The 24,227-nt window shown below is 45.4% G+C and carries 19 protein-coding genes; 11 read left to right on the top strand and 8 right to left on the bottom strand.

Annotated features, from left to right (window positions below; genetic code table 11):
- Nucleotides 1–46 precede the first annotated feature (46 nt).
- Nucleotides 47–1,342 carry an AAA family ATPase gene (locus BN93_RS01020; RefSeq protein WP_019186494.1) on the top strand — a complete coding sequence of 432 codons (1,296 nt, stop codon included), beginning with the start codon at nt 47–49 and terminating at the stop codon, nt 1,340–1,342.
- The gene (locus BN93_RS01015; protein ID WP_019186493.1) at nt 1,329–2,018 is read left to right on the top strand and encodes a hypothetical protein; all 690 of its coding nucleotides are present in this window, start codon (nt 1,329–1,331) and stop codon (nt 2,016–2,018) included. The genes BN93_RS01020 and BN93_RS01015 overlap by 14 nt, the downstream gene beginning before the upstream one ends.
- A gap of 1,639 nt (nt 2,019–3,657) precedes the next feature.
- Here BN93_RS01015 and BN93_RS01005 read toward each other — a convergent pair.
- From BN93_RS01005 to BN93_RS00970, 6 genes are all read right to left on the bottom strand, one after another.
- On the bottom strand, nt 3,658–4,404 hold the full coding sequence (locus tag BN93_RS01005; RefSeq protein ID WP_019186488.1) for a class I SAM-dependent methyltransferase: 747 nt from the start codon (nt 4,402–4,404) through the stop codon (nt 3,658–3,660).
- A gap of 720 nt (nt 4,405–5,124) precedes the next feature.
- Nucleotides 5,125–5,655, bottom strand: a complete 531-nt coding sequence (locus BN93_RS00995; protein ID WP_044259511.1) for a hypothetical protein — start codon at nt 5,653–5,655, stop codon at nt 5,125–5,127.
- A gap of 172 nt (nt 5,656–5,827) precedes the next feature.
- The gene (locus BN93_RS00990; RefSeq protein ID WP_044259339.1) at nt 5,828–6,886 is read right to left on the bottom strand and encodes a Gfo/Idh/MocA family protein; all 1,059 of its coding nucleotides are present in this window, start codon (nt 6,884–6,886) and stop codon (nt 5,828–5,830) included.
- 13 nt (nt 6,887–6,899) lie between these two features.
- Nucleotides 6,900–7,973, bottom strand: a complete 1,074-nt coding sequence (locus BN93_RS00985) for a radical SAM protein (protein WP_019186484.1) — start codon at nt 7,971–7,973, stop codon at nt 6,900–6,902.
- Between the two features lie 100 nt (nt 7,974–8,073).
- A complete protein-coding gene (locus BN93_RS00980) occupies nt 8,074–9,783 on the bottom strand; it encodes a sigma-70 family RNA polymerase sigma factor (protein ID WP_019186483.1) in 1,710 nt (569 codons plus the stop codon).
- A gap of 421 nt (nt 9,784–10,204) precedes the next feature.
- Nucleotides 10,205–11,047: a retropepsin-like aspartic protease gene (locus BN93_RS00970; RefSeq protein ID WP_019186481.1), complete on the bottom strand. Its 843-nt coding sequence runs from the start codon at nt 11,045–11,047 to the stop codon at nt 10,205–10,207.
- 370 nt (nt 11,048–11,417) lie between these two features.
- On the opposite strand from BN93_RS00970, the gene BN93_RS00965 reads away from it, so the two are divergent.
- The 9 genes from BN93_RS00965 to BN93_RS00930 all read left to right on the top strand — a co-directional run bounded on the left by BN93_RS00965 (nt 11,418) and on the right by BN93_RS00930 (nt 20,862).
- Nucleotides 11,418–13,013, top strand: coding sequence for a TonB-dependent receptor (locus BN93_RS00965; RefSeq protein WP_232211061.1), 1,596 nt, complete (start codon nt 11,418–11,420; stop codon nt 13,011–13,013).
- Nucleotides 12,910–13,419, top strand: a complete 510-nt coding sequence (locus BN93_RS18305) for an outer membrane beta-barrel protein (protein WP_232211060.1) — start codon at nt 12,910–12,912, stop codon at nt 13,417–13,419. Before BN93_RS00965 ends, BN93_RS18305 begins: the two co-directional genes overlap by 104 nt.
- Nucleotides 13,420–13,748: 329 nt before the next feature.
- Nucleotides 13,749–14,210, top strand: coding sequence for a 50S ribosomal protein L13 (gene rplM / locus BN93_RS00960; RefSeq protein WP_009230745.1), 462 nt, complete (start codon nt 13,749–13,751; stop codon nt 14,208–14,210).
- Nucleotides 14,211–14,219: 9 nt separating this feature from the next.
- On the top strand, nt 14,220–14,606 hold the full coding sequence (gene rpsI, locus BN93_RS00955; protein WP_009230744.1) for a 30S ribosomal protein S9: 387 nt from the start codon (nt 14,220–14,222) through the stop codon (nt 14,604–14,606).
- A gap of 233 nt (nt 14,607–14,839) precedes the next feature.
- Complete coding sequence (rpsB, locus tag BN93_RS00950; protein WP_019186479.1) at nt 14,840–15,655, top strand: 30S ribosomal protein S2; 816 nt, start codon at nt 14,840–14,842, stop codon at nt 15,653–15,655.
- A gap of 90 nt (nt 15,656–15,745) precedes the next feature.
- On the top strand, nt 15,746–16,738 hold the full coding sequence (gene tsf, locus BN93_RS00945; protein ID WP_019186478.1) for a translation elongation factor Ts: 993 nt from the start codon (nt 15,746–15,748) through the stop codon (nt 16,736–16,738).
- Nucleotides 16,739–17,150: 412 nt separating this feature from the next.
- The gene (locus BN93_RS00940) at nt 17,151–18,122 is read left to right on the top strand and encodes a DNA adenine methylase (protein ID WP_019186477.1); all 972 of its coding nucleotides are present in this window, start codon (nt 17,151–17,153) and stop codon (nt 18,120–18,122) included.
- Between the two features lie 43 nt (nt 18,123–18,165).
- Nucleotides 18,166–19,782 (top strand): AlwI family type II restriction endonuclease, encoded by a 1,617-nt coding sequence (locus BN93_RS00935; RefSeq protein WP_019186476.1) that lies wholly within the window; start codon nt 18,166–18,168, stop codon nt 19,780–19,782.
- Nucleotides 19,783–20,136: 354 nt separating this feature from the next.
- Nucleotides 20,137–20,862, top strand: coding sequence for a nitroreductase family protein (locus BN93_RS00930; RefSeq protein ID WP_019186475.1), 726 nt, complete (start codon nt 20,137–20,139; stop codon nt 20,860–20,862).
- A gap of 1,382 nt (nt 20,863–22,244) precedes the next feature.
- On the opposite strand, the gene BN93_RS18300 is transcribed toward BN93_RS00930, so the two are convergent.
- Together BN93_RS18300 and BN93_RS18295 are read right to left on the bottom strand one after the other, a co-directional pair.
- Nucleotides 22,245–23,669 (bottom strand): DUF4132 domain-containing protein, encoded by a 1,425-nt coding sequence (locus BN93_RS18300; RefSeq protein WP_262498728.1) that lies wholly within the window; start codon nt 23,667–23,669, stop codon nt 22,245–22,247.
- On the bottom strand, nt 23,630–24,227 hold a 598-nt coding region (locus tag BN93_RS18295; RefSeq protein ID WP_262498727.1), incomplete at its 5' end, for a DUF5724 domain-containing protein. The genes BN93_RS18295 and BN93_RS18300, both read right to left, overlap by 40 nt.

The raw sequence follows: 24,227 nt of genomic DNA, 5'->3' as shown, positions 1-24,227 counted from the left end.
AATAGGTATCTTTGCGCATACTATACCCTTTTATTAAGATTACAAAATGATGGCAAATGCAGAAAACATTGTGGTGAAAATAACTAGGCTTGGGCGTATTAAAGACTCCCAATTAGAGATAATGCCGTTTGTTATATTTACTGGCGAGTCGGGGTTTGGCAAGAGTTATATGGCTTTATTGTGCCATTATTTCACAGAAGTATTGGTAAGCGAGAAACGCCTAACGCGTTTTTTTGAACACAATGGTTACAATTATAAAGAGCTAGCCAAAAGCATTCACAATGATGGCATTGTTTTAGAAATACATAAAAAGGAATTGGAAGCATGGCTAGCTGCCGATGCCATTAGTTACATGGGCATGATGTTGGGAAATAACTCTCTAACAGGGGCAATAGAAGTTGTACTCCCCAAAAGCGTCCCCACTAAGTTTACATTTGCACTAAAAAAGGAAACCTTTGATGTACATAATGGTGAAGACTCTGAGCTTATGCTTTATCTAGAGGGGCTGGGCTATCGTATAAAAAATGAAATACTTAAAGACGAATCTCCATTCTCTACGCTTTTGCGGCCAATACTCATGAGCGCTCTTTTCGGGAACGCCTTCCGAATTAGGCATACTTATGTGTTTCCGCCTTCACGTGGTCCTATTTTAACAGAGCGACTGATACCAGAAACGGGCATGTACGCATCTTACTTGGAAGACCTAAGCAAGCTTAATCGTAGTGAAGAAGCATACACTCCTAACGATGAGCCTCTGCTAAGCTTGCTTCATAAAGTACTTGAAGGCCATATAAAGCGAGATAACAACAAGTATCTTTACCAAAATGATGGTATGGAAAACCCCATGCCCATATCCGCAGCCGCAGCATCTGTGCGCGAAATGGCGCCACTAGAACTACTTGTAAGGAAGGGAGAAGTTTTCGCTTCATCTGTCTTATTCGAAGAACCAGAGGCACACCTCCATCCTTTAAAGCAACGGATGATGGCCGATATACTAAGCGCATTTGCCAATGCGGGATGCTTTATGCAAGTTACCACCCACAGCGACTACCTGATAAGGCGCTTAAACGAACTTATTCGATTGCATGAAGTTAGAGAGCGGCTGCAAGATGAAGTGCGATTTAACAAGTTGTGTCAAGAGATTGGCACTTCGCCCGAATTGAGTTTGGCTGCCACCAGCATTACGGCATACATATTAAAGGCCAATGATGACGGTTCTTCACGTGTTGAACGCCTAAACGTAGACGATGGCGTTCCATACATTACGTTTAGTGAAGCGATAAAAAAGAGTATGGATGTTGAACGTAAATTGGATGAGATACTAGACAATGAAGACGAGTGAAACGTTTTGTCAGTTCTTCGATAAGGTAGTATCGACGAACTTTGGATACCATAAAGCACACGGACTTTGGCACATACATGAACAAGGTAAACAAGCCAAGCTGACAGATTTAGATGTAAAATGCGCTATTGCTGATTTCGTGGGTTTCAATGAGAACCTAACTAGAAGTATGCCCGACTTTACCAGCAAGCGCAGTACCAAGTTCGAAGATAAGGATTGTGATGGTGTAGCCTTTGTCAGTTCCACCACAAACGAGGGTTTGCTATTTGTGGAGTTGAAATCAAAGTACGACACTAGCCAGATATCAAAGGCAATTAGACAGATGTGTTTCTCCTTTTTAAAGATGCATGCCATGCTTTCTTTATGCAGCAAATACGCATTAGATAAGATGGAAATAACTTTTTGCGTTGCCACCAAATGTGCGGTAAATGAGAGCGAAAGCGCGAAGATATTGTTATTTATCAATCAAGCCTTGCAGGTAAAAAAGGAGAAAGCTTATGGACTATTCCTTCAAGACCTGTTCACCAAAGGTTGCAACAACATCTCATTCGACAACCTTTTCAAGTATCTGTGTATCAACCTACCCCTACATAATGCCATTAAAAAGAAGAAGATTAAAGTGCATTTAGTTACCTCTTCGACACCAAACGACACAAAGGCAGTATTTAACTATTAACAGCAACAACTAGAAACAAAGACAACTAAGCCATGCTTAACGCTGTTAGTACAACTCAATTATAACCAAACAGAATTGCCTTGGGCAATTGTTGCCATAAGAATGCCATACGTGCGTAGGCTCGCATCAACAAGCCCTTACACGGAGAAAAAGGACACTTTGGTTTGCTTACGATGAAACTATGGCTTTCCAAAACCAATCATGTTTGGCTATAACCAATCATGTTTGACTATAACATCAGTACACAACAAACTCGTCAGCTTGAAAAATCATCAACTCACAAACCCACGAACACATTAACTTAAAAACTCATTAACTCAAAAACTTACCAACTCATCAACTCAAAAACCATCAACTCAAAAACTTATCAACTTAAAAACTCACGAACTCATCAACGCACAAACTCACAAACCTATCAACTCACAAACTTACGAACTCATCAACGCACAAACTTACGAACTCAAAGGCTCATCAACTTAAAAACTTAAATTATTATCTTTTATTTTACAATACCGCACTAATTTTCGCACCGTTCTAGCGAAAATAGAGGCCATAAAGTAGGTAAATCAGTACTTTTTCTAGCCTTTCACGTCTTTATATTTGTCCGTTTTTAAGCATACAACCTGCATTATGCACCATTTAGCCTTTCTAGTTTGGTTGTAAGCTCGAAATTTTTCAAGTCCAATTACACGCTTTTTACACCTAAAAACCCACTTTTTACCCCCTATTTGGACCCTTTCAGCCATGATTTTGGTGGTGATAAAAGGTTTTGTTTATACCATTGCTGTGAATATTTATGCTTTCCATCTTGCGTTTAGCAGCATTTTACACTGCGTTTTGCACCATTTCACCTCGCGTTTTGTACCAAAATGCAGTGTGTTTTGCACAAAAATGCAGTGTGTTTTGCACAAAAACGCACTGCATTTAGCGGCATATTGCACCACATTTAGCAGCAAATAGCCCCAAAACGGGTGTAAATGGCGCCCCTTCCAAATAAATATTCATTTTGTTGCATTCACAAACCAACCCCCTTTTGCATCAAGACAAACCTTCGCGAGAATCGATTTTTTGGGGCAAGAGGGTGAAGTGGTGGATAAAAAGGGCAGCCATTGTGTTAAAAATCATACGGAAAAGCGGACAAAAGATGAGGCGGTAGCAGGTGGGTTAATGAGTTTCAGACATTTGGTTAATTAAGCTAGCGGAGTTAGTTTATCTTATCTAGCTCTTCTAGTTCTCCTAGTCAGACTGGTCAGACTGGTCAGACAAGTCGGACAGGTCAGACAAGTCAGATTGGTCGGACTGGTCGGACAAGTCTGACCAGTCTGACAAGATTTACTAGAATTTCTAGTTATTAGCCCAACAAACCGCACACGTTCATTAGCAGATACGGTCGCACTTGTCATTGACAAGAAACAAATTAACGAGTTAACAAGACTGGTGGTGCAGCCATCTTTTCACCCATTCACCCTTTCACCCTTTCACCTTTATATACCTTTTCACCTTTAAAGGGCGCAGCCATCTTTTCACCCTTTCCCCCTTTCCCCTTTTCACCTTTATAAGCCTTTTCACCTTTAAAGGGCGCAGCCATCTTTTCACCTTTTCACCTTTTCACTCTTTCACCTTTAAAGGGCGCAGCCACCTAACCTCTGCTTTTCCTAAACGTGATGCCATAAAACCTGTTGTTCCAAAACAGTTCTGTTTGCTTGTCTTCTGCCTGTGGCGGAACACATTGCTCCATTTCGTGCAAGTCTACCGTCTTACCATCGAAATACGACTTAGAGAAAACGCTTTTCTTATACTGCGACTCCACAAAGTCGGCCGTCTCGTCGGCCACAAGAATTTTACTTCCAGGTTTGGCAACCCTCAGCATTTCGTTCATTGCACGAGCCTTATCGTTAAAGAAGTTGATGGCGCCGTTGTGGAAAACAAGGTCGAAAGCATTGTCGGCAAAAGGCAGTTGTTCGGCAGGACATTGCACAAGCGTTAAGTTTGTTTTCTTCTGCCACTTCTTTTTGCACCGCTTAAGCATACCCAACGAAATGTCGGCACCCACCAACTCCATCGTTTTAAGGTCGACACCCTGCGGAAGATGGTGCAAGTCGGCTCCCGTACCAATAGATACGTATAGCACGGAGATGTTGTTTCGCCACTCCAAACGGCTCATCAGTTGGGAGCGCAATTGGTCGATAGCTCCGCCATATTTAAGCCGCCCTAGCCATTTCTCTCCAAAATCGTAAACGTAAGACATCCAATCGTACATCTTCATGTACTTGAGGTTATCCCCACTAACAAAGTCGTTATCCATATACACGAAGATGCCGCCCTCTTGTTTTAAACCCTCTGCCTTAACTTCGGGTTTCAACCATGTTGATATATCTGCTGCCATAATGATGATGTGTTGTTATGTTATACACGTTTCTTTTTTTTATCGGCCGTTGCAACAGGCCAAAGAACCGCCGCAATGGTCCTCTCGCCTTGTGAATGATACGTCTCCCATAGCCCAACACAGCACGCACAAGCGCGTGGTGATGTGGCTTTGGGAAACATTATCACTATGATGCAAAGGTAAAAAGAAAAACGACAATAAGCAAGTTCTTCGCCCTTAAGCGTTGTGTGTTTGTTCATGGAATGTGCCACATCGTTTGTTGCCGACAGGTGCAGAACAAGAATAAGAACGGAAAGAGGTGAAGAAGATAGACAGATAAAGGTTGGTGGATGTTGTTAATTACCTTTATGGCTTGGTTTTGCCTAACCATGTTGACCATTTTCTTAATTGCAAAACACGTAATGCCGGACTGAAAAAGGGGCAACAACCATAAGATTTAAGAGCCATTGAACGTAAATAACAGAACCCACCTAAGATAAAAGTCTTTGCAGGAGTACAGAGGAAAACCCCTAACGGAAACTTTAGCCCAAATCGCCCGTTAAGGGTCTGTGCAGATATTGCGTATTGTTGAGCACCTTGTCTGTCTTATTCTTGAAGGCGTAGCGGGCTACGGCAAGAGAACAAGACAGGCAAGATGTCGACAAGCAAACGAAAAATGAGCAGGAAACAACGGAAACAACCTAAAATAATTGATGAGTGGTCTGAACGACCGATTAGGGGTTAATCAACAGGCAACGGGACCTCACTTCTTAACGTAACTTGTGTTACCTTGCCCGACACAAGCCTTATCTCCCCATCGTACACGAGCTGTTCCTTATCGTATTTAACGACACTCCCTGCATAATACACTTTAAGGTGATAATTGCCTTGGGAGAGTTTGCTCATCTTAAAGTCAACGTCGTACATACAGATGCAATCTGCCAACACTTCAAAGCGTTCCTTATGATGAACAACTAAGGTAATTTGATTGCCCTCGCAGGTAACATTTACCACTCGTTCTCGTATGGCGCAATTGTCCTTTACGTCTTCCACCTTACATTGGGCAACCCCATCTTTCCCCAATTCAATGCTTAGTTTCGTTTGTTTGTTCTCTTCCTCGCGCGGTTGGCTTTGCAAATCTGCCATTGTTGTCTCCCTTTTGCATGGTGAATTTGACACATCGTAAGTCTTTAACGAACTTACCACCGCGTTTTCTGTGGAACATGCCGATAGCCCAGCAAAGCATATCAGGCTAAAAATCACTTTCTTCATAATCATTTCTCCTTTTTTGTTAGATGTTCTCGATAATTATATGTTGATACCATTTATACTCTCCATCATTTGATTGTATCCCATCTTTTGCTATTCTTTTTTGAGATTGGCAAACCCTGTAAGCCAACAAATTTGCAAGTTTATGAATGCTTTTGGGCGTTACCAACTGGAGCTAATGGGTCGTCTCTCTTATCTTGGCCATCAATGAATAAGTATGTTTCATACTCTCAAAGTCGAAAGCATAGTTGTCTTCACGTTTGTTTTCGACCATGTCTGCAAATGCCTTTATTTCATTGAAGAAACCCTGCGTTACAACCTGATTGTTGTCCAGGATAGGCAAAAAGGCGTTTCTGGCACACAGCCTAGTGGTTATTGCATTACCTGGCACGACCTTCTCTAAGGGTACGCCCAAGAAAGACGAACGTTTTGGAGAAAAATCTAGGGTCTCCATGTTGCTTAGCGTGTAACATCCCTTGCTTGTAGAAATGCTCAATTCTTCTTGTGCGTTCTGCCAAGAAAAGTCAGTAGATAACTCTAGCATACCTGTTACCTCCCGATGTTCTAATACAAGCATCAGGGTTTGTCCGCCATTTTTGAATGTTATTCTGTTTGCCGTTATCAACCTTGCCTCTCCGAAAAGATGTACGACATAGTCTAGGGGGTGAATAAAAAGCTCAAGCAAAACGTCGCCTTCGGGGTATAGTCCCGTTTGGTAACGATAGAGATAATGGTGCTTGTCTGTATTTTTCAGCCGTTGGTGTAAAAACTGTGTGATAGGGGCAAAACGCCTTTGAAGTCCAATCACAACGTGAGGCGAACCATACAGCCTAACGGTATCGATAAGTGTTCTAAGTTGCTCTTCGTCTTCACAAGGAGGTTTTTCTATAAACAACGACTTACCCGCCTTTAACACCTTACGAGCAATCTGAAAGTGCTCGTGTGGAGTTGTGGCTAAAATTACTCCTAAAATGGTTTCGTCGTCCAAAATGGTGTTCAGGTTGTCTGTTCCCTTAACGCCGTTATACTTTTGAGAGACCAACGTTGCCTTTTTCTCGGATGTGCAACAGATATATTTCAAAGGTAGTTGTAAATGTTGGATAACGGGTAACAAGTTTCCGACACAATGATTTCCTATGCCTATAAGTGCATACTGGCAGGTGTAAGTGGCCCGTAGTCCATTTATACTGCGATAGCTTTTATATCTTTTGATGATATTGCTTAAGTTTGCCATGTCTAGTGTATTTTTAGATTTGTGGTGTTTTGCGCCCGAAATGTTGCTTATATGTAATGTCCCTGTCTCGCGTCCATTGGTATTCACCGTAAAAAAGTTCAATCAGCCATTTTGGAAAAACGCGTTCAAGGTTTTTCAGCAAGATTATGTCGTACTTGCGGTGGTAATTTATCCAGCACTTATTGCATTTCCTAGAATGTTCGCATTGCACTTTACATGTGGTTTGTGAGTTTATAATCTCGTCGAGCGAGCTACTATGTATATTCCCCAACAGAACATTCAGATTTTGACACAGTGGTACATCGCCGTTGGAATGGATTACTGCCTGACTGAAAATGCTATGGCATCGAAGTTTGAGCCGTTTGTTTTTCCATTCATCGTATAAGGCCACAAAGTCATAATTCTCGCTTGTACTATGTATGGATGGAGGAATTTGGCTGACGAAACCATTACCCATCGCGTCCATCATATCTGCCGTTGTGTCGAAGAAAGACATTGTGCTGTAAATGCCGATACGTACATCCACGCCATACACTTTGGCTATACCGATAACATGCTCCATGTCTTTGAATGTGTTCCATGGCGAAAGACAGAACATTAAGGATAAAGGAACGAGGTCTTTGCACGCTTTCACCACAGCAATCACATTGTCGTAACCATCTCTCCCGCGCATGTGGAGGTAGGTTTCCCTTGTTCCGTCAAGCGAGACATACAGGTGTTTGGGATGGTGCTGCTTAACAGCAGCAACAACCTTGTCAACAGCAAGACCGTTGGACAGTAATGTATAATTGGGATGGTTCCTGTCAAACCAGCCCAGTATTTGGTCGGCCTCGGGATGGAGAACGAACTCGCCTCCTTCCAAACCCACCATTGTGCGTTTCGTTATACATTTACTCTTCATTATCATTATTATGTCGCTCAGGTTCAGGTGTTCTATTGGTTTCTTCCAAATGGCGCAATGCTTACAACGCGACTGACAACTTGTGGTAGAATAAATCATCAAGGATGTTAGTTCTTTATGTTGTTTGCGCATCATGTTGTTTACAAGCACCCATCCATTATAGATGTAGTCGTATATGCGATACATTGTCTTATTAATCGATTTTGTCTTTTTATAATAAAGAGCAAAAGGAGTTAGAAAGACTGCACAACGGAGAGGGTATTTTAGTTGCCTGTTCTTTCTCGGCCTACCACGTTAGGCGCAAGCCGAATGGCATGGTTATGATGAACGGATGCTCGGTGCGATAGGTCTCGACACCACTCGCGTTGCCGAAGTAATAGAACATGTTGGGTTCTAAATAGACGCTGAACGGCTTGAACAGGCGATACTGCACGCCTACGCCAAGGTTGACCGACCATTGGCTATGCACCTTAATGCGCTCGCGTAGGGTGTATGATGAGTCGGCAGTTACGGTGTATTTCTTAGCGAGCGAGCTATAAACGGGTATCTCGAACGTTACGCCACCTGTTGTATATGCGTTGAAGCGGCCCTTAGTCCAAAAGCGATAGGTAAGGCGCAAAGGTATGCCAAGGTAGTCTACCCTTTGTGTTTTCTTCAATGTTGCGCGATGATACTCACTTTCAAACTCTGAATTTAGGCTTGTGTACATTAGTCCTGTGCCAAATGTCCAGCGCAGACTTAATTGCTTATTAAGCGAGAAACCTAACGTAATGGGGCGATGATGGTTGGCCTTTTCGCCTAAGCCGACACCAGCATCTGTGGGCGAGTCGATGTTGTTGTTCACAATCCAGGCTAGCCTAGCCCTTTCAACAGAATCCATCAGCGCCTTGTTCCTTGTTAGATAGTTCTGACAATCTTCCCATGTGTATAGTTTTGCGGTGGCTCCACCATTAGCATAGTCAATCATCGTGAGATAGTTTTGATTTGACAACGCACTGTTTGCGCCAGCATTAGACGAATATCCAAGGTTAAACGTCCAAGGATATTTCTTCTTGGGCTTGACGGTCTGGGCCATTTGTTCATTCAAAGCAATGTCTTTGTTTGCAGCAATTGCAGGTAGCGATGGTGGTAGCGTGTCTTTTGATGTGTGTGTTACGACCAGTTTCCGTTGTATTGTGTCTGCATCGAATGGCAAAATAGTTTTTGTAAGCTTTGTGCTGTCTGCACTATTAGGGAAATAAGACGTGCCGTTGTTGGCGACAGTTTGTGCCAATTTGCTATCCCCAACAGCGGGTGTGGTTGGCGTTGGGGTGGAATATGCTGGCTGATTGGCATTGGGTTTCATGCTTTCGTCCTTCGTCTTTTCGGGGGTGGCTTGCCGTTGTTTCGTTGTTCGCGGCTTTAATGTGGTTAATCGGCCCACCTTTTGCCTTGTCACCATATATATATATATAGGAATGAAAAGTGGCAACAGCAGCAATCCCCAATAATTGCTTAGCATTGCCTGCAACATCTTTTTTGCCCTAAATAATTGCGAAGACGAACTATGTGGGTTAATTCCAAGCATTCGTCCAATCTCCTTGTGCGAGAGTCCGTCCAAGACCGACAGCTTAAATACCTCGCGGCTGCCTTTGGGTAAGGCATCGATGGATTGCAACAGCACGTCTAACTCCACGCTTTGCCCGTTTTCCAAGGTGTCGTCCATCACCTCTCTGTTTAGGTTCAACAGCGATGTGCTGTGTTTTTGCATGTGTCGAAGATGCTTTAACGAGAGATTTTTCACAATGGTTACCATCCATCCTTCTAGTTTTTGGCCTTCTTTTAGTTCACCAATGGACGTAAAAATGATGATGAATGCATCGTGTAGAATGTCTTCTGCCACGCTTTCATCTTTAACATAGCTACGGCATACGCTCTTTAATTTGGGAGCATACGCCGCATATAGTTCACCAAGGGTTTCTTTGTTTCCCCTTTTGCAAGCGTCTATATCTATCATATATTTCTTAACAAGAAATGTCTTTTCCTTATTAAGAGGAGTGAGTAGAAGGCAAAAGACTGCATGACAAATGCTGTATTTTCATTATTTGGCACTTAAACAGCTACGTTGGCATAGAGCTGTTGAGAAGACACAAGCGCGAAATGGCTTGAATAACGCAAAACTACCACATTAAGAGGAGAATGCCAAATGTTCTCGATGTTATTATGCTTTGGCATGGTTTCGTTCAAACTCACAACTGTTTCACGGTAACCAACAAAGACAACAGGCGGAGAGAGTTGTAGCACCAAAAAGGGTTGGCACTGAGTTTACCTTTAAGCAAAATGCTACACATGGGATTTGTGCTTGTGATTATGCCTTACCATATATATAACACGTGCAGCAGAACTTTACGCACAAAGCGTGCGGTGGCGATATGCGGTTAGCGTAGCACGGTTATTGTTCGCTTGTTGTAGTTAAGCACGAACGAACGGTCTTTAAGGAAAGACAAGTTCAAGGTGCCAACGCTACGATCGAACAGTCTGAAATCTAACACAAAGTGCTGTTTGCCCAAGATAACGGCAACGTTCTCGCATTCTTTCACCACCAGTTTGCGCAGCTTTCTAGATGCACTGGCCACTTCCCTCTCCACTTCGCGTGTAGGTTCAAGCTTGATGTTGTTTGGAACATAATTGTTTCGGCTACCCGTATCGAACACAAATCGCCCCCGTATGCCGTTTATCTCGGCATGAAGTGTGATGAGGTCGCGACCAACATCAGCATAATGCCTGTGGTTCTTCCATTTTAGTGTATAGTCGGGCGCACATTTGCCGGTGAGGTTTCGTTGTACCAGCATGTCTTTGAGGTTAAAGAGCCACAGGTCTTGCTTCAGGATGTTAGCTCCGATGATGAATTGGGGCGTGTACTGTTGCAGCTTTTCGGCAATGTTGAGAACCAAACAAGCAACATTTCTATACGTTTTACCGCAAAACGAAATAGAATCTAGCGTAACCAGCTTTGTCCTTACACGTTCGTTGTCTGCACTAAGAATCAATTTTTCCGTTGCGTCCAACTGTATTTTGCACGAGTCTACGGCGTAAGTAGAGTCTATCATACACAGCGAGCAGCCCGTATCTATCATCGCTTGCACAGTCATGGCTTTGTTTGGGGTTCTCAGCATGGCATCGGCGTAGATAAATCCATACTGATTGTACAGCTTCGACTGAGCCGCAACGCCTATCGCGAAGGGCAAGAGTAACAGTAGGTTCAATGCGCGCTGTTTCATTTGTTTGGTTGTTGGTTTAGATTTTGGTACAAAAGTACGACGTTCTATGGACTTATGCAAGTCATCCATCGTGTTTTTGACAACAAATTCAATTGAAACACGCTAGGAACTGGCGAGATAAAAGAGCATGTAAGTTCCTCCGCATGGGCATGGACATAAGCCATTGCCAAGCATGAAAACAAGTGCGGGTGATGGTTTACAATAGCAGAATATTTGTAGTTTGCGCTAAACTTTTCTGCATAAAACATTGGCGTAAACCCGAAAATTCGATAAATTTGCAGGAGTTAGTTGCGAAAGAAAGCGGAATGAAACGACGTCTTTCTTAAAACCAACGCTACCCCAAACAAGCAATCACCTGACACAGATGCAAATGAAAAGAAACACATTGACCGCCCTTTTAGCCCTTGCACTATCTGCCTTGGCCGTTACAAGTGCGCAAGCACAAACAGAAGAACAGCAGTTGAACCATGCCGTTAGCTACGACTTGCCACGACTTGTGGCACAAAAAGGCGTGGAGAACGTTTACGATGCCATTGGCACACTGCCTGGAATAGTGGTGCAAAACGGCGTTTACACGCTTGGCGGACGCGCTATTGCCGTGTCTATCAACGGCGAAACGCAGAACGTGGCCTACGATCAGCTGCAAGAATTGCTGCGCGCCATGCCGGCAAGCGGCATCGAACGGGTGGAAATTGTACACAACCCTGCTGCGCGCATGCAAGCCAACGCACCCCTAATCGCCCTTACCTTTAAGCGCGGAGACGGAGAAAGCAGACCGCTTGCGGCCGAAGTGGGTGGCGACATCGCGTTTAGGCATCGCACATTGTTCGGCGAAAGGGCATCGGGCAGTTATCGCAAAGGGGCGTTTTCGCTCGTTCTGAGCTACCTACACAGCCACGGCAGGGTTCTCGATGCCTTACGAACGGACATTCCCCAAGTACTTTCGCCTAGTTACGAAGACATAACCAACACGCAAGAGCGACTTACAGCAACCAGCAAACACAGCTACCGACTTGCAGCGACCTACACTTTTGGTGCGCGCCACACGCTAAGTGCCACCTATCAGGGCTTTAACACCAACAACGACCTAAGCGTTAGCAACACAGATTCGTACTTGGGTTATGCCGATGGCAAGGCAAAAGCGTGGTTGCACAATGCAAGGATAGACTATGCAACGCCTTTGGGCATTAGGTTGGGCATAGAGGCCGCCTTCTTTCGGGCACCCGAAAGGCACGTGTTGATGGGTTACGTTAATCCCTTTACACTAGATCCAGATTACAGTCCGTGGTTTGCCAGACTATTGAAAGAAAATTTATTGGTGACCGATAGCCTTCGGACAGACCTCTGGCGCGCCTACATCGCAGGCGAACACGAACTGAACAACGGCTGGACCATCAACTATGGTGCATGGTTTAAGAAGGTCAAACACAACTCGGTGGTGCATAGGCGGTATCAAGCGAGAGGCGGATACAGCGTGTCGTGGCATTATCCCGAGGAGCATTTCACTACCGCTTATGTGGGCGTGAGCAAACGATTTGGCGAGAAACTATCGGCAGAAGTGTCTTTGTCTGCCGATTACTATCATCACGTTATGACAACGCAATGGCGCGCGTTGCCCACTTTCAGCATCAGCTACACACCCTGCGAAGGCAACGTTTTGTCGTTGAGCGTGAGTGGAAGTCGGGATTATCCTCACTATTCAGACCTGAACGGCATCTCGCAACCCGACAATGGCGGACGCTTGTACACCGTTAGCGACTCATGGCCAATGCCTTCGTTGCATTATCAGGCACAGCTTTCGTATGTCACGAAGGGCGGTTTCCAGTTCAGGAACTTGGTACAATCGTGCCTCGGGACGTGTCATGCAACAGCCTTACGCCAATGGCTTTCTAGACTATGTTCTGCTGAAGAACTTCAATATCGACCGCCATCAGCAGGTGGGTTTGCAGGCTGTTATGCCGCATGAGTTTGGTTCGTGGCTCTATACTTGCCTTACTTTGGGTGGTGCATGGACGCGAGATAAGCACGAAGCCAGAATGTGGGAAGAGGCTGTGAACAGTCGTATCATTCATGGCGAGGCGCAATTCACGGGTGTGGCCACGCTTTGTACCAAGCCCGACATCGCTTTGTCGGTAGACGCTTTTGGGCAAACCAAAACGCAACAAGGGCTTTGGGAATTGCCTGCTCGCGTGCAAGTGGACATGAGTTTGCGTTGGATGTTCCTCAAAGACATGGCCACATTGCGCCTGTTTTGCAATGATGTGCTGGCCGATGGCACGCCAAAGTACCGTTATATGTACTTCACCAATGAGTTCGACATGAGAAATGTGCCTCGTAGACAAGTGGGCATGGGGCTTACAATAAGGCTATAAGGGCGATGGATTTATCGTGACCGATAGGAATAACAACGCATGTGCCTGCGCCACAAGCCTAACGGTGGTGTAATTTGCATTACCCCCAATCGACTATCTCGAATTACTAAACTTTGTTAATTAAACGTAACGACAAAGTTAAATAGCTGTCGCACTTATTAGTTAAAGCATATTAATATGTACCTTTGCAGTCCGATTATTATTGGGGGTGAACTTAGAGCCTCCGCTGCAACCGTGTTAATAGTCATGCTTTTGGCCGAGCCTGACGGTTAGTGAATCGGCTGCGAAAACCGAAAAATGTTTTTTAGTAGTATCAATTAAAAATTAGAATGGACACTTTAAGTTACAAGACTATTTCCGCTAATAAGGAAACAGCTAAGAAAGAGTGGGTGGTTATCGATGCTACCGACCAGGTAGTGGGCCGTCTTTGCTCGAAGGTAGCTAAGCTTATCCGCGGCAAATACAAACCAAACTTCACTCCCCACGTTGATTGTGGCGACAATGTAATTATCATCAACGCCGCCAAAGTGGTTTTCACAGGCAAGAAAGAAACCGATAAGGTTTACACTCGCTATACTGGCTACCCCGGTGGACAGCGTTTCAACACGCCTGCCGAATTGCGCAAGCGTAAGGGTGGCGTAGACCGCATCATCCGTCACGCCGTTAAAGGCATGCTGCCCAAAGGCATCCTAGGCCGCCATTTGCTGGGCAACCTCTATGTTTTCGAAGGAACCGAGCACGATAAGGCTGCACAAAAGCCTAAGGCCATCGACATTAACCAGTATAAATAAGGAAAAGAAATGGAAGTAGTAAATGCAATTGGTCGCCGCAAGAGCTCTGTAGCTCGTGTTTACCTCTCGGAAGGTACTGGCAAGATAACGATCAACAAGAAAGACATCAACCAATATTTCCCCTCTGCCATCTTGCAGTATGTGGTTAAACAACCGCTGCAACTGCTCGAAGTAGCCGAGAAATACGACATCAAGGCCAACCTCGACGGTGGTGGTTACACCGGACAAAGCCAAGCTTTGCGCCTGGCCATCGCCCGCGCACTGGTTAAGGTGAACGAGGAAGACAAGAAAGCCCTGAAAGACCAAGGGTTCCTAACCCGCGATTCGCGCGCTGTTGAGCGTAAGAAACCAGGTCAGCCCAAGGCTCGTCGTCGCTTCCAGTTCAGCAAGCGTTAATGTGTCTGCAGTCCATCTGTCGCTTGTTGGCCTGCGCCTAAGGCTCATCCCTTGTGCAGCCTAAGCCTTTTCACGGCTTAACAAAGCCACAACAGATGGAACAAACACAAGCTGAACAACGTTTAGTATCTAAACGGACACGACTCGACAACGGCCTCGGCCGCGATTACCTGCCCGTTGGTTCTAAATACAAACAGAATTAAAAGAAAGTAAACATCAAACAAAACAAAGACATGTCAAGAACAAACTTTGACCAACTGTTACAGGCCGGTTGCCATTTCGGACACCTCCGCCGCAAGTGGAACCCCGCAATGGCTCCCTACATCTTCATGGAACGCAACGGCATCCATATCATCGACCTCCACAAAACTGTGGCTAAGGTTGACGAGGCTGCCGAGGCTCTCAAACAAATAGCTAAGTCGGGAAAGCGCATCCTGTTTGTCGCTACTAAAAAACAAGCTAAGGACGTTGTGGCCGAAAAAGCCGCTAGCGTAAACATGCCCTACGTTATCGAACGTTGGCCGGGCGGTATGCTCACCAACTTCCCAACCATTCGTAAGGCTGTGAAGAAAATGACAAACATCGATAAGCTGATGAGCGACGGTACATTTGCCAACCTCTCTAAGCGCGAGTTGCTACAAGTAACGCGCCAACGCGCTAAACTGGAGAAGAACCTTGGCTCTATCGCCGACCTCACTCGCTTGCCTAGCGCCCTCTTCGTTGTAGACGTTATGAAGGAGGCTATCGCCGTTAAAGAGGCTAAACGCCTAGGTATTCCCGTGTTCGCGATGGTTGATACCAACTCGAACCCACGCGACATCGACTTCGTTATCCCTGCCAACGACGATGCTAAAGACAGCATCGAGGTGGTACTCAACGCCTGCTGCGCCGCCATCGCCGAAGGTTTGGAAGAGCGTAAGGTAGAGAAAGCCGACGAGAAAGCGGCTGCCGAACAAGCCGAAGAGGCTCCACGTGCATCGAAAAAGGCACGCAAGGCCGAACCGAAGGCAGAGGCCGAAGTAGCCGAAGAGACCAAAGAAGAGGCCTAACAAACAATATGAAGCGGCAAAGGGGCACGACGTTGACCACCCGCGCCGCTTCTTTTTTTCAACACAACAAAAAAGAAAAAGGAATATATTATGGCTGTTTCAATAGCAGACGTACAAAAGCTGCGCAAACTCACCGGTGCAGGTTTGGCAGATTGTAAGAAAGCACTCGACGAAACCGGTGGCGACATCGAGAAAGCAATAGAGATTATCCGCGCTAAGGGTCAGGCTATCGCCGCCAAGCGTTCAGACCGCGAAACCGCTAACGGATGTGTGCTCGTGAAGGCTGAAAACGGATTTGGCGCAATCATCGCCTTGAAGTGCGAAACCGACTTCGTGGCTAATGGAAAAGACTACATCCAGCTTACGCAAGACATTCTCGATGCTGCCGTTGCGGCTAAGGCCAAGAACCTAGACGAGGTGAAAGCCCTTACGTTGGCCGATGGCACAAAGGTTGAAGATGCCGTTATTGCTCGTTCGGGCATCACCGGCGAGAAGATGGAACTCGATGGCTACAACTTTATCGAGGGCGAAAACATCTACACCTACAACCACATGAACAAGAACCTGCTCTGCACGATGGTTCAAACCAACAAGCCTGCTGCCGAAGAGGGTCACGCTGTTACCATGCAAGTGGCTGCAATGAAGCCCATCGCATTGGATGAGGCCAGCGTTCCCCAGTCGGTTAAGGACGAAGAGCTGAAAGTGGCTATCGAAAAAACCAAGGAAGAGCAAGTGGAAAAGGCTGTACAAGCTGCCTTGAAGAAGGCTGGTTTCAATCTTTACATTGCCGAAAACGAGGAACACATCGCCGAAGGCATTGCCAAAAAGGAAATAACTGAGGCACAAGCCGACGAAATCCGCCGCATTAAGAAAGAAGTGGCAGAAGAGAAGGCCGCCGCGCTTCCCGTAGAAATGGTGAACAACATCGCCAAGGGACGTATGGCTAAGTTCTTTAAAGAGAGCTGCCTGCTTGAACAAGAGTTCATCCAAGACTCTAAACTCAGCGTGGCACAATACCTTAAAGCTGCCGACAAGGACCTCACCGTTGTGGCCTTCACCCGCTTTACGCTCCGTGCCGAATAAAAACAAACTCCAATCTGCGATTTGTAAACTTCGGTTTCAATGCTATTTGTGAGATTTTTTTCATTTTATAGAATCCCCGCAGCTCCGTGTTGTGGGGATTTTTTTAAGTCACGCCCTACTCCCCCAGCGTAACTTTAATTGTAATTCCTTGTATTGTTCTCCACAGTTTCAATTCCTTCGGTAACAGTCAGACTACTTACGCTAAAAGTATTTTCTTTGCGATGAAGGGAAATTTGGTTTTGTGAAACACCAGGTTAATACCTGCTTGCCTTAATGGAAACCACTCCCTTCACTTTTATAGTGAATTATTAGAGACACATTTGGCGGCTTACATTGTTTTTGAAAATAACATAATTGGGCACTGCCAGTTGTCAGAAAAATAACTATATTTGCACTATAAAATCAACTTCTTATGAAACCAATGATTAAATACAGAGGGGGAAAATCTAAGGAGATTCCTCATATAATGTGGCATATTCCTAGATTTACGGGTAGATATGTTGAGCCTTTCATTGGTGGAGGTGCACTATATTTCTATTTAGAGCCAAGAGAAGCTATCATCAATGACATAAACAAGCAGCTAATCAATTTCTATAAAGGTGTACGAAACAATTTCCCAAACCTGAGAAAGGAGTTAGACGAGATAGAAGCGTTGTACGAAATCAACAGGAGAGATTATGAAACATTGAAGGCAAGCACACCAAACGAAAGGGTAGAAGATAAAAATGAAGTGCTATACTACTTGCTGCGTGACATGTTTAACAACAAAGTCAGCAAAAAATATAGTGATGCCCTCCTCTATTACTTCATTAACAAGACCGCATACTCCGGTATGATTCGCTACAATGCAGATGGTGATTTTAATGTTCCTTATGGTCGCTATAAGCATTTAGGCACTCAACAAGTCTCCTTATCGCATTGTGAGCTGTTGAAGCGAACAGAAATTCACAATGTCGATTATGCCAAAATTTTCAACATGTGCGCTGATAACGACTTTGTGTTTTTAGATCCCCCATACGATTGTGCATTTTCTGATTATGGCAATGCGGAATATAAAGATGGTTTCAATGAAGATAGCCATAGAAGGTTAGCAGAAGATTTTAAGAACTTCTCCTGTAAGGCATTAATGGTTATTGGCAAAACCCCGCTTACGGAGGAACTCTATAGACAATTTATAGTTGATGAATATGAAAAAAGCTATGCGGTAAATATTAGGAATAGATTTAAGTCGGAAGCCAAGCATCTTGTAATAGCTAATTATAAAAAGGATTGGGACAATGTACAGATCTTTGCCCCCGAAACAAACAAAGAGCATGCAATGCTTGAAACCTCGCAAGTAATGTTGTTTGAGCCTAAAAAGAAATATCGTGGCAAGAATAAATAGTAGGACATTGTTCTTGACGACATCGCCAAGAACTCCAAGCAAAATGATTCCCGAGATCACGCTACTTGTAGAACACTTTGCAGGTAAGAAGTGGGACAACGAAAGTCAATGTGCCTTTATGGAAGTATTGAAGAACGAAAACTTCTTTAATGGCAAAGGCGAAAACGACCCTGCATTCAGTGCAAGGGATAGAATAAACCGTGCACCAAAGTCATTAGGTTTCGTAAAACTTTCACCCACTATTAAGCTAACCCCGGCAGGCGAACAACTCATAAGTTCCAAACGGAAAGACGAGGTTTTTCTCCGCCAGATGCTTAAATTCCAAGTGCCTTCCCCTTACCACAAGCCATCAAACAAGGCTGCGAAATTCTGCATAAAACCATATTTAGAGATGCTGCGTTTGGTGAGAACGATGGGAACATTGAAGTTCGACGAGTTTCAAATGTTCGGAATGCAGCTTACTGATTGGCACGATTTTGAGCGTATAGTTCAAAAAATAGAAACATTCCGCATTGAAAAAGCAAAGAACAAGGGCAGTTACAGAGTATTTAAAGCGGAATACCTAAACACCGAACTGAAACAAATCTACAAGGAGCGTATAGGGCAAGGAGAAACGCAGACAAGAGAGAGTGCAGATACTTCGCTAGACAATTTCTTGCGTACACAGTCAAGCAACATGCGAGATTATGCGGACTCTTGTTTCAGATATTTAAGAGCAACCGGCCTCATAAATGTATCACAGGTTGGCAAGTCACTGTCGATTGTACCTGAACGCATAGAAGATGTGGATTTTCTTTTGGAGAAAATAGACCGCAATCCGCTCACATTCGAGAGCGAAGCAGCGTATTGTACTTATCTCGGGGACACTGGAAATCCAAAATTGTTCACTGATAACAAAGCCAATCTACTTGAAAAGCTGCATACCGAATTTGCCGGACAGACTATTTCAGAAGAATCTTCCATAGAAGAGCTGAAAGACCTGCTGGGCAACCTGCGAGACGAGCGACGCGATAACAATATTAAGAACGAGGTGAAGTCCATAAAGGAATATAAACTTTATGACAACATTCAATCCGTCTTCGGTGATATTGCAGCCAAAAAGTTCTACGACAACCCCATCATGCTTGAATGGAACACATGGCGAGCGATGACAATGCTTGACGGTGGTAACATTAAGGCCAATCTTAACTTCGATGATTTCGGCAAGCCGCTATCAACAGCAGCAGGAAACATGCCAGATATTGTCTGCGATTATGCCGACTTCCTTGTTACGGTAGAAGTAACAATGGCTTCTGGACAAAAGCAGTTTGAAATGGAGGGCGAACCCGTGAGCAGGCATCTTGGCAAATTAAAAGTTGCATCGGGCAAGCCTTGTTATTGCCTGTTTATAGCACCGACCATCAACGAAGCCAGCATTTCTTTCTTCTATATGCTACACAAAACCAATTTGGCAATGTATGGAGGTAAATCTACGGTTGTACCACTACCGCTGACTTTGTTTCAGAAGATGGTCGAAGATTCTTACAAAGCGGGTTATATACCCAATCCTGAAAAGATAAAAGCATTTTTTGAAACCTCAAATACTTTGGCTCAAAAAACCGAAGACGAACGCACATGGTACAAAGGTATGTTAGAAAAGGCTATGAATTGGTTAGGGTAAAGAACTGTATACCAACTTACCTCATCCTATCAAAATTCATAATTAAAGAAGTATACCCGAAGAAAATGCGTTTGAATTTAACCCCAATCGCCCGTTGCACCGCTTATCACGTGTCCTATATTGTTTCCATTGCTACCAGCATATCTTTCATACGTTTGCCGGCATCTTGCCTGTTTTGTTCTCTTGACGTAGCCCGCTACGCCCTCAAAAACAAGACAGACAATATGCGCAACAATTTCGTAGTTTGCACGATATCCAGAACATCGTATCTTTGTAATTAAATAATTGCACGCATTTTGCAAGCCAACGCTATCCTGGCATTGATTTACTGCGTGCAAAAAAATAAGTAATCACATGCGTTTAGAAGAGATTTTGAACCACCGACGCTCCGTGCGCCACTTCGATTCAGCCAAGCCAATCGACCCAGAACAAGTGAAAGCGTGCCTACAACTGGCCACACTTGCACCTACAAGCTCCAACATGCAGCTGTGGGAATGCTACCACATCACCGATAAAAGCATGTTGGAGAAGATGGTACCTGCATGTCTCGACCAACTTGCCGCTAGTTCCGCGCAACAGCTAGTGGTGTTCGTAACTCGCCCCGACCTTATTAAACGCCGTGCCCAAGCAGTGCTTGCTTTCGAGCAAGACAATGTTCGCCGAAACAGTCCTGCCGAGAAACAAGAGAAACGCATACGCAGATGGCAGCTGTATTATGGCAAGTTCATTCCCCTTTGGTATGGGCGTTGTTTCGGCTTAGCGGGACTTCTACGCAAGGTATTGGTGCAAGCGATAGGCCTTTTTCGCCCCATAGTTCGCCAAGCAAGCGAGGCCGATATGCGCGTTGTTATGCACAAGAGTTGCGGTTTGGTGGCACAAACGTTCATGTTGGCCATGAGCGAAGTGGGATATGACACCTGTCCGCTCGAAGGGTTCGACAGTTGGCGCATTAAACGCATGCTCCGCCTACCCTATTCGTCCAACATCAACATGGTGGTGGCATGCGGCATACGACTTCCCGACGGCGTTTGGGGCGATCGTTTCCGCCTTCCATTAAGCGAAATGTACCATCGGGTGTAGCAAAAGGGCTAAGCCTTTTAAAGGGGAAAAAGTGAAAAGGTGAAAGGGTGAAAAGATGGCTGCGCACCACCGATGAACGAGTAGGCCTAATGTTGTTAAATAGCTAGGATGCCTAGAATAACTAGAAACACTAGAATAACTAGAAAACCTAGGATAACTAAAAACCTAGAACAACTAAAAACACTAGAACAACTAGAAACACTAGAATAACCAGGAAGATTTGCTTTTTATTTACAAACCACACCCTCCCTATCACCCCATTCTAGCGAAAAACAAGCCCAAAAAGCAGGCAAATAGCAGCAAATTTCGGCCTTACACGTTTCGTTTTTAGTCCATTTTTGAGAACGCCGCCTGCATTTAGCACCATTTTGCCTTTCTATTTGGCCGGTGGGTTGTGTTTTTTGCAAGGCCAATTATCTGCATTTTGCCACTAAATTGCACGCAAAAAGCACCTTTTTACCATAGCCTGCACGCTCTTCCATGTAGAAAAGAAAGCGATAAATATACAATTCACAATGCGTATATATGCAAAACGCCTTGCGATTAGCAGCATTTAGCCGTGTATTTAGCACCAAAACGCAGTGCATTTAGCACCAAATTGCACTGCATTTAGCACCAAAACGCAGTGCATTTAGCGGCATATTGCAATGCATTTTGGTGCAAATAGCCATGTTTTTGCTAAAAATGGCATACGCTTCAGCAGTAGTTATGCATTAACATGCACAAAATGAGTCTGCGAATGATGATGCCCCGCACCTCAATTTGCAACAAAGAAACTCGCGCGAGAATTGAAAATTTGCGACCGAGTGAGCTGTTGGTGGCAAAAACGGCACTCATAATGTTAAAATTTACGCCGATTACTTTACAAAGAAAGAGGAGGGAAGGAGGGCACCAACGTAAAATATGGAACGTGGACGAAACTCTAAGCAAGGCATCCGTGTTTCAGCGCAGAGGGCATCAACGTAAAAAAGGGAACGCAGGTGTGTTTAAACCAACATCGGCCATTACGAATTTTCAAAAGCAAAGCGTTAGCGAAATCGTCCTATGATATTTGAAATACGACCAGCGAGTGAACCATTTGCGCGTGCCCAGTATTTCCTTCGGCAAAATGAAAGCAGATTTTTCTAACACCCGATTTGGGCTAAACCCAATGAAAAGAGCCATATCAACACCCGCATACAGGGCTTGATATGGCTCTTTTTCCATTTAATAGCTACACTTGGCTGCTTGGGCGCAGCACGCTTTTTAGGCTGGTGCACCGCACATTATGCCCTTACAACGCCACAAGGCATGCCGTGGGTAATGCGCACTTCGGGCTTTTCACACCCGCGCGATAGTAGCCGAAACGGCCAAAGAAGAGGCCTAACAAACAATATGGGCCGCTATCTCCGCTCAATCCACTGCAAAATGGTGGGGTCTTTCAGCTTATTGTCTTCGGCCAACAGCACCACCTTCGACACGATTTCAACCGTCTTCGGGTCTTCGTCAACGAAAGGCAGGTAGAGTTTACCGCGTTGCGAGCTATGCACGGGAACGATGGGAATTTCTTTTCCGCCCTGCTGGCGCACGTTGCCAGAGCCCAAATGCACGGTGTAATCGGCCAAACTGCCCTCGACAAAGGCAAAGTTGCCATCCACACGCACGTTGTTGAGTTTGAGCATCTCGGCCGTACAGCGAACAATTGCCGCCCGCAACTCGCGTGTAGACTGACCCGTCTCGGGGTCGACGCCACCAACGAAGGCGATGCTTACAGCCAAATCAACATCGCGCATCACCTCGCTGTACAGCACAGGGTCTACATCGGCAATGTGTAAAGGCTCTGTGCCGCGCGTTCGGTCAAAGCGAACATACTCAATGGCAGGTGCCTCGATGTCTGATGGACTGAACCAATCGGCCCGCGCATAAAGCGAAACCACCACTCCTTGCTTATGGAACACTTTGCGAAGGCCTTCCTCGTAGTCGGCCACCCATCCACGCGAGCGCAACGTTGCCAACGTTTGGCGCACTTGTATCTGATAACCGCTGTAACGGCGGCTTTCGTTTTTGTCGGCCTCTTCTTCGATGGGCACATACAATTCGCGGAACACCTGCTTAAAGGGTTGTACCAATCGCATTTCGAACAGTCGGCTCTGCCAGGCCGCCCACTTGCCCGATGCGTGCAAATGATAAGGGTGCACGATGGTTAGCGGGGTTTCGGGGTCGATGGTTTGTTCGCCATCCAGCGTGTGCAGCTTACCCTCGGCATACAGTCCTATGTGTTGGTGCTGCTGTATCAGCAACTTAGCAAAGAGCGGAGCCACGATGGGGTTGGCCTCAATAACGGCGGCATCGGCAGGCATGATGGTTGTTTGCTGGCGCATCATGTCTTCAAATATCTCGCGTGCCCTACGGTATTGCAGTGCCCACTCCTTGTGCGTTTGGTTCACTTCCAGGTAAGTGGCGTTCTTCTTCAACTTCGTTGGCACCGATTTCAGCGGTTTGTCGTCTTTCTCTATCACCACCTTATTCGTGCCATCGGGTGCAATTTCAACGCGGATAAGGTAGCCTTCGGCCTTCATGCCGTTGAGCAGGGCCCTCTTGTCGGCCACCAAATGGCCTTCCATACGCCACACCAGCTGTATCACATCGTCGTATCCTGCCGAACGAGCCAGGTTTATCAAAGCAATCTCAACCGTGCGTTTCTCGGATGCCTGACGTTGTGCGCCAAACTGTTTGCTCTCTTTCAAAAACGCCTGAATGCGCTTGTAGCGTTTCAGCAAGGCCGTGTCTATATTCTTTTGGGCAGCGGCACAAGGCCCAAGGCGCACAAGGCATCCTTGTTGCGCGTCTTGTCTATCTGCTCCATCAGTTGCTTTTCTTTTATCAAGCCTTGCGTAACATCGGCAAAACGACGTGCACGGCCATGATAATTGCTGCTACCCATATACTTGGCCGCATCGTAGAAAAGGGCGAAGTTTTTCTTTCCAACCTTCTTAAACGCCTCGTTAAACAGGCGCGCATCAAAGGCACCATCGGCCAAATCTTCGGGTGCGAGGTCGGTGTAAAGGGCTATTTGCGCACGCTTTTCTTCGCTGTCGCTCTCTTTGGTGTGCGCCACGAAGTAGTAATAAGCCTCGTCGAAACCCTTCCAATTGAGGTGTTGGCGCACCAGCTCCATCCATTGTGGGGCGAAGAAGGCCAATTCCACCAGTCGGGCAGCATCAATGCCTTTAAGCATGTCGGGCGTATCGGTGTCTAATGGATAACAATGCACGATACACGAGGTAAGCACGGCGCGCTTTTCTTTGCCGCTATAATCGCGCACCAGATGCTCTTTGCCCAGTGCGGCCATGGCCTTTTGCAGGTTGGCCGTGCCCCATAGCACC

Origin of the sequence: Prevotella conceptionensis 9403948 (genome assembly GCF_000312305.1) — a bacterium.
In the GTDB taxonomy this organism is placed as follows: Bacteria; Bacteroidota; Bacteroidia; order Bacteroidales; family Bacteroidaceae; genus Prevotella; species Prevotella conceptionensis.
Note: the sequence above shows the minus strand (reverse complement) of the source record. Positions and strands in the feature narration are given on the sequence as shown.

What these genes read in the sequence shown, in the direction of transcription:
- BN93_RS01020 (WP_019186494.1), top strand. Translation starts at nt 47, where the DNA reads ATGATGGCAAATGCAGAAAACATTGTGGTGAAAATAACTAGGCTTGGG.
- BN93_RS01015 (WP_019186493.1), top strand. Translation starts at nt 1,329, where the DNA reads ATGAAGACGAGTGAAACGTTTTGTCAGTTCTTCGATAAGGTAGTATCG.
- BN93_RS01005 (WP_019186488.1), bottom strand. Translation starts at nt 4,404, where the DNA reads ATGGCAGCAGATATATCAACATGGTTGAAACCCGAAGTTAAGGCAGAG.
- BN93_RS00995 (WP_044259511.1), bottom strand. Translation starts at nt 5,655, where the DNA reads ATGAAGAAAGTGATTTTTAGCCTGATATGCTTTGCTGGGCTATCGGCA.
- BN93_RS00990 (WP_044259339.1), bottom strand. Translation starts at nt 6,886, where the DNA reads ATGGCAAACTTAAGCAATATCATCAAAAGATATAAAAGCTATCGCAGT.
- BN93_RS00985 (WP_019186484.1), bottom strand. Translation starts at nt 7,973, where the DNA reads ATGTATCGCATATACGACTACATCTATAATGGATGGGTGCTTGTAAAC.
- BN93_RS00980 (WP_019186483.1), bottom strand. Translation starts at nt 9,783, where the DNA reads ATGATAGATATAGACGCTTGCAAAAGGGGAAACAAAGAAACCCTTGGT.
- BN93_RS00970 (WP_019186481.1), bottom strand. Translation starts at nt 11,047, where the DNA reads ATGAAACAGCGCGCATTGAACCTACTGTTACTCTTGCCCTTCGCGATA.
- BN93_RS00965 (WP_232211061.1), top strand. Translation starts at nt 11,418, where the DNA reads ATGAAAAGAAACACATTGACCGCCCTTTTAGCCCTTGCACTATCTGCC.
- BN93_RS18305 (WP_232211060.1), top strand. Translation starts at nt 12,910, where the DNA reads ATGCAACAGCCTTACGCCAATGGCTTTCTAGACTATGTTCTGCTGAAG.
- rplM (WP_009230745.1), top strand. Translation starts at nt 13,749, where the DNA reads ATGGACACTTTAAGTTACAAGACTATTTCCGCTAATAAGGAAACAGCT.
- rpsI (WP_009230744.1), top strand. Translation starts at nt 14,220, where the DNA reads ATGGAAGTAGTAAATGCAATTGGTCGCCGCAAGAGCTCTGTAGCTCGT.
- rpsB (WP_019186479.1), top strand. Translation starts at nt 14,840, where the DNA reads ATGTCAAGAACAAACTTTGACCAACTGTTACAGGCCGGTTGCCATTTC.
- tsf (WP_019186478.1), top strand. Translation starts at nt 15,746, where the DNA reads ATGGCTGTTTCAATAGCAGACGTACAAAAGCTGCGCAAACTCACCGGT.
- BN93_RS00940 (WP_019186477.1), top strand. Translation starts at nt 17,151, where the DNA reads ATGAAACCAATGATTAAATACAGAGGGGGAAAATCTAAGGAGATTCCT.
- BN93_RS00935 (WP_019186476.1), top strand. Translation starts at nt 18,166, where the DNA reads ATGATTCCCGAGATCACGCTACTTGTAGAACACTTTGCAGGTAAGAAG.
- BN93_RS00930 (WP_019186475.1), top strand. Translation starts at nt 20,137, where the DNA reads ATGCGTTTAGAAGAGATTTTGAACCACCGACGCTCCGTGCGCCACTTC.